The 6,091-nt window shown below is 62.6% G+C and carries 2 protein-coding genes; both read left to right on the top strand.

What is annotated here, in order from left to right:
- Positions 1-172: 172 nt before the first annotated feature.
- On the top strand, positions 173-1,831 hold the full coding sequence (locus ACE04F_RS10990) for a cyclic peptide export ABC transporter (protein ID WP_486106610.1): 1,659 nt from the start codon (positions 173-175) through the stop codon (positions 1,829-1,831).
- Between the two features lie 37 nt (positions 1,832-1,868).
- A complete protein-coding gene (locus ACE04F_RS10985) occupies positions 1,869-5,990 on the top strand; it encodes an amino acid adenylation domain-containing protein (RefSeq protein WP_486106608.1) in 4,122 nt (1,373 codons plus the stop codon).
- Positions 5,991-6,091 lie beyond the last annotated feature (101 nt).

The raw sequence follows: 6,091 nt of genomic DNA, 5'->3' as shown, positions 1-6,091 counted from the left end.
CCCCCCCCCCCCCCGCCACAGTAATGTGTGTCAGGTGGTTCCTCGTTAAATCCCCTTCCCCTCCAATCGTTCCATAGGTGGGCGCGCCCCAACCGGCGTGCCGCCGTCCTCCAGCCCATGCGGTGAATGCCCCCGATGGCCTTCGCCCTTTTTATCTAGCAGGGAAACCTCCATGAGCCAACCACAACGCGGGGTGATCGCTGAATTGTTCATCCTGCTCAAACCCTTCCGGCTGATTGTCGTAGGCTCCATCCTCTTGGGCATGCTCGGTGGCCTGAGCATCACCGCCCTGCTGGCGACCATCAACGACGCGCTGAACGCCGATGCCGGCCCCTCGCCACACATGCTCGGCACCTTCGCCGGGCTTTGCGCGGCGGCGCTGCTGACCTCGATCCTGTCGGACATCGGCACCAACCATGTCGGCCAGAACATCATCGCCAGCCTGCGCAAATCCCTCGGCCAGAAAGTCCTGCTGGCGCCGATCGAACAGATCGAGCGTTTTCGCAGTCATCGGCTCATCCCGATCCTGACCCACGACGTCAACATGGTCAGCAACTTCGCTTTTTCCTTTGCGCCATTGGCCATTGCCTTCACCGTTACCCTCGGTTGCCTGGCCTACCTGGCCTACCTGTCATTGCCGATGTTTGCGCTGCTGCTGGTGGCATTGGTGATCGGCACGGTCATCCAGTACGTGGCGCGAGCCCGTGGCATTCGCGGTTTCGAAGCGGCCCGCGAGGCTGAAGACGCCCTGCAAAAGCACTACAGCGCGATCGCCGCCGGCGCCAAGGAATTGCGTATCCATCGGCCGCGTCGCCAACGCATGTTCAGCCAGCGCATCGAAGCCACCGCCGAGCAGATCTGCGCTACCAACATCCGCTCGGTCAACACCTTCGTGGTCGCCAAGACCTTCGGTTCGATGCTGTTCTTCGTGGTCATCGGCCTGGTCCTGGCCCTGCAATCGCTGTGGCTGGGCATCGACAAGGCGGTGCTCAGCGGTTTTGTGCTGGTGCTGTTGTATATGAAAGGGCCGCTGGAATACCTGGTGATGACCTTGCCGGTGATCAGCCGCGCCAACATTGCATTCAAGCGCATTGCCGAGTTGGCCGAGCAGTTTTCCTCGCCGGAGCCGCATCTGCTACTCAACGGCCAGGATGTCCCCAAGCCGACGCTCAGCCAGCTTGAATTGCGTGACGTGCACTATGCCTTCCCGGCGGTCGACGGCAGCCAGGCCTTCACCTTGGGACCGGTCAACCTGTCCATCGCCCAGGGCGAGATCGTATTCATCGTCGGCGAGAACGGCGGGGGCAAGACCACGCTGATCAAATTGCTGCTGGGCCTCTATGCGCCCCAGGGCGGCGAGATTCTCCTCGATGGCAAGCCGGTGCTGCCTGCGCAGCGTGACGATTATCGCCAGTTGTTCACCACGATTTTTGCCGACTACTACCTGTTCGATGAACTGGTGCAAGGCGACCAGCAAGTGCCCGGGACCGCCAATCGCTACTTGGAGCGCCTGGAGATTGCCCACAAGGTCAGCATTCGCGACGGCGCTTTCAGCACTACCGATCTCTCCACCGGCCAGCGCAAGCGCCTGGCCCTGCTCAACGCCTGGCTGGAGGAACGCCCGGTGCTGGTCTTCGACGAATGGGCCGCCGACCAGGACCCGGTGTTCCGGCGAATCTTCTACACGGAGCTGCTGCCGGAGCTGAAGGCCCTGGGCAAGACCATCATTGTCATTTCCCACGACGACCGTTACTTCGACATCGCCGATCAGCTGGTGCGGATGCAGGCCGGTCAGGTCGTCACTGAAAAGGTCCCGGCAGCCTTCGCCTGAGCCTGCCCGACGCAATGCTGTCTACCGCGAGAACACCATGAACGAATTGCTAGATGATGATCTGCTGGCGCTGCTGCTCGATGAGGCCGCCGACGATCTGCAGGCACGGTCCAACCGCAGCCGGCTGGACCGCGCGCCCTTGTCTTTCGCCCAGCAACGCTTGTGGCTGGAACAACAGCGCGACCCGACCCGGTCGGCCTACAACCTGCCACGTGCCCTGCGCCTGACGGGCGAGCTGAATGCCGATGCCCTGGAGCAAGCGCTGAATCGGGTCATCGACCGGCACGACATCCTCCGTACCGCGTTCATCGAAATCGACGGCGCCGCCACCCAGGTGGTTGAGCGCAACGCCTGCCTGGTCCTGCATCGCGAAGACCTCGCCGGGCTCGACCAGCCGACGCTTTCGCAGCGCATCGAGCAACACGCCCGGCAACCGTTCGATCTCACCCAGGCGCCGCTGATGCGGGCCACCCTGCTCAGGCTGAGCCCGGCGGAACATGTGCTGTTGCTGAATATGCATCACATCGTGTCCGATGCCTGGTCCAACACGATCCTCATGCAGGACATGACCCAGGCCTATGCCCAGGGCTTGCTGGGCGATCCATCACCGCTGCCGCCGTTGCCCCTGCAATACGCCGACTACGCGACGTGGCAACGCGGCGAGTACTTGCAGAGCCTGGCGTGCCAGCGCGGTGGCGAATACTGGAGCGAGTACCTGGGCCACGACCTGCCCACGCTGGAACTGCCACAGGATTTTGCGCGCACCGCGAGCCAGACACACATGGCCGGACGGGTGCAGGTGGCGCTGGCCCCGGCGATGGTCCAGGCGCTCGAGACGTTCTGCCAACGCCAGGTGCTGACGCCGTTCGTGGTAGCGCTGGGTGCCTGGCAATTGCTGCTGGCCCGCTACAGCCGCCAGAACGACTTCACCGTCGGCGTCCCCAACGCCAACCGCAACAACCATGAAAGCCAGGACCTGGTGGGTTTTTTTGTCAGTAGCCAGGTGTACCGGGCGCGGATCGACTCGACCCGCAGCGCGCTGGATTTTCTCCGCGATCTGCGCGCGCAGTCCCTCGCCGCGCTGGAGCATGCCGATTACCCGCTGGAATTGATCCTCGATCAATTGGGCGCCAACCCGCTGTTTCAGGTCCTGTTCAACTGGCGCACCGGATCCCAGGCGGCGTCGCTGCCAAGTCCGGATCAATTTACGCTGGAGTTTCTCGACACCGGCGAAAACCAGGCCAAGTTCGACGTGTCGCTGGATGTCGACTATTCACAACGGCAGACCGTGGCGACGTTCGAATACAGCCGTGACCTATACCGCACACAAACCATCGAGCGCATGGCCGAGCATTGGCAGAACCTGCTGCGCAGCCTGATCGAAACGCCCGGATGCGCCCTCGGCGAGCTACCGTTGTTGAGCGCCGATGAGCAGCGGCTGACCCTGAACGACTGGAACCGCCAGCCGACCCGGTTGCGCCGGGAAGAGTGCCTGCACCAGGTGATCGAAACCCACGCCGCCAACACCGCAGAGGCGATAGCCCTGACGTTCGAAGGGCAGCACATAAGCTATGCCGAGCTCAATCGACACGCCAACCAATTGGCCCATCGTTTGATCGAACAAGGCGTCGGGCCCGACGTACTGGTCGGCATCGCCGTCGAACGCACGCCACGGATGATCATCGGCCTGCTGGCGATTCTCAAGGCCGGCGGCGCCTACGTGCCAATGGACCCGGCCTACCCGGCCGATCGCCTGGCCTACATGATCGAGGACAGCGGCGTCAGGCAGATCCTGACCGAGGCCCACCTGCTTGATTCGCTGGCGCTGCCCGCCGGCGTCGACTGCCTGTTACTGGATCCGGTCGATGCCGTCAGCACCTACCCCGAACACAATCCGCACGTGCCGATGGATCAGGACAACCTGGCCTACGTGATCTACACCTCCGGCTCCACCGGCAAACCCAAAGGCGCACTGCTCGCGCACCACAACGTCAGCCGATTGTTCCAGGCCACCGACCATTGGTTCGATTTCGGCCAGCAGGACGTGTGGTGCCTGTTTCACTCCTACGCCTTCGATTTTTCCGTGTGGGAGATCTTCGGTGCCCTGCTGCATGGCGGTCGACTGGTCATTGTGCCCCACGCCGTGAGCCGTTCGCCCGAGGATTTCTACGCCCTCCTCTGCCAGGAAAAGGTCACGGTGCTCAACCAGACCCCATCGGCATTCAAGTCATTGCTGCGAGTTGCATGCGAGCCTCGGCAGCCCCTCGTCCACCAGTTGCGGCAAATAATTTTCGGCGGTGAAGCGATTGATGTGCAGAGCCTGCGCCCCTGGTTCGAACGTTTCGGCGAGCAGACACCACAATTGATCAACATGTACGGCATCACCGAAACCACGGTGCATGTCACTTGGCGGCGGCTGTCGTTGCAGGATGTGCATGGCGAGGCCGCCAGCCCCATCGGCGAGCCCATCGTCGATCTCTCCTGGTATTTGCTCGATGCGCACCTGAACCCGGTAGCCAAGGGTTGCATCGGCGAGCTGTACGTCGGTCGCGCGGGCCTGGCCCGTGGTTACCACCAGCGCGCCGGCCTGACCGCCAGCCGTTTCATTCCAGACCCGTTCGACCCACTGCCGGGCGGACGCCTGTACCGTACCGGCGACCTGGCCCGCTACCTCAGCGATGGCAGCATCGAATACATCGGCCGCCTCGATCATCAGGTCAAGATCCGCGGCTTCCGCATCGAGTTGGGCGAGATCCAGGCGCGCCTGCAAATGCTCCCGGCGGTCCGCGATTGCGTGGTGTTGACCCATGAAGGCCCGGGCGGCCGGCAATTGATCGCCTACGTCATCCCGACGCAACCGGCCTCGGCCGGGTTGCGAGAAGACCTGCTCACTGCGCTGAAAACGCAGATGCCGGACTACATGGTGCCCAGCCATCTGTTATTCATCGATCACCTGCCGCTCAATGCCAACGGCAAGCTCGATCGCCAAGCCTTGCCGGAACCGGACGCCGACCTCCGGCATTCGACCTACGTGGCGCCCCGCACGCCGTTGGAACAGGCCCTGGTGCAACTCTGGCAACAGTCGCTGAAGGTCGAGCGCGTGGGTATCAGCGACAGTTTCTTTGAGCTGGGCGGGCATTCGATCCTGGCGATCGAACTCATCGCCAACCTCAAGGCACGCCTGAACCACACGGTGCGCCTGCAAGAACTGCTGGCCAACCCGAGCATCGCCGAACTGGCCCGGTTCATTTCGCAAAAACACCGCGAGCAGACGCAGTGCCTCGTCGCCCTGAACAACGCGCCCGCCAGCGCACCGCAGCTGTTCTGCCTGCACCCCAGCGGGGGCATCGTCTTTTGCTACCAGCCACTGGCGCGCAAACTGCAAAATCGCGCGCGCACCTTCGGCGTCATGCACCGCGGCTTCAGCGAACCCCATGCGGGCCCCGAGGCCTGGCACCAGATGATTGCCGACTACAGCCAGGAAATCGTCTCGGCTCAGCCAGAGGGTCCGTATTACCTGATGGGATGGTCCTTGGGCGGGGCGATTGCCCTGGACATCGCGGCGACCCTGGAAAGCCAGGGTCATACGGTGGGTTTCCTGGGGCTGGTGGACAGCACGATTCCTGAGCACCTGTATCCCGCGACGTTGCCGCGTCATCGGGAACTGCTTGCGGAGGGAAAAACCGACCCGGCCGCGCAGGATCTGCATGAGGCCATCGAGTATTTCGATCTGCTTTTCCCTGCTCTTACGGAACGTACCGCGGCCTTTCGACGGGAACACCCTGACAGCTCGGTCAAGGCCTTCCATGAGTGGGCCGCCGGCCAGATCGAGCCTGAGCGAGGCGACTTGCTGTCGGTCGTGCAGAGCGTCAAGGAAGAGGTCATGAATGCCCAGGCGTTCTCGGTGCATGACCGGTTGCTGGAGGCCTTTGAAGGGTTCACTTTCAAGCCGGTACGGGTCCGTCCCAGCTGCTGGTGGACCGAGGCGGAGAAAACACCGCAAGAGCTGGCGTTTTGCGAGGCGTTGGTCAGGGAACATAGCTTGACTGGCGAGTTGCAGTGTTCAGTACATTCTCCGTTGCGCCATCGGGGCATGATCTTTGATGAGGGGTTGCTTGATTCGTTGGTTGAGGTGTTTTTGGGGGGCTTGGCGGGGTAGCGCTTGAGCGAATGCAGGGGACTCTTCGCGAGCAGGCTCGCTCCCACAGTGATTTCCTGTGGATCGTGAAATCCGTATCTGTTGAAAATCCAGTGTGGGAG

It is taken from the genome of Pseudomonas sp. AGC41 (genome assembly GCF_057334555.1).
Note: the sequence above shows the minus strand (reverse complement) of the source record. Positions and strands in the feature narration are given on the sequence as shown.

Bases quoted from the DNA above. Each gene is read 5' to 3' on its own strand.
- ACE04F_RS10985 (WP_486106608.1), top strand. From the start codon at position 1,869: ATGAACGAATTGCTAGATGATGATCTGCTGGCGCTGCTGCTCGATGAG.
- ACE04F_RS10990 (WP_486106610.1), top strand. From the start codon at position 173: ATGAGCCAACCACAACGCGGGGTGATCGCTGAATTGTTCATCCTGCTC.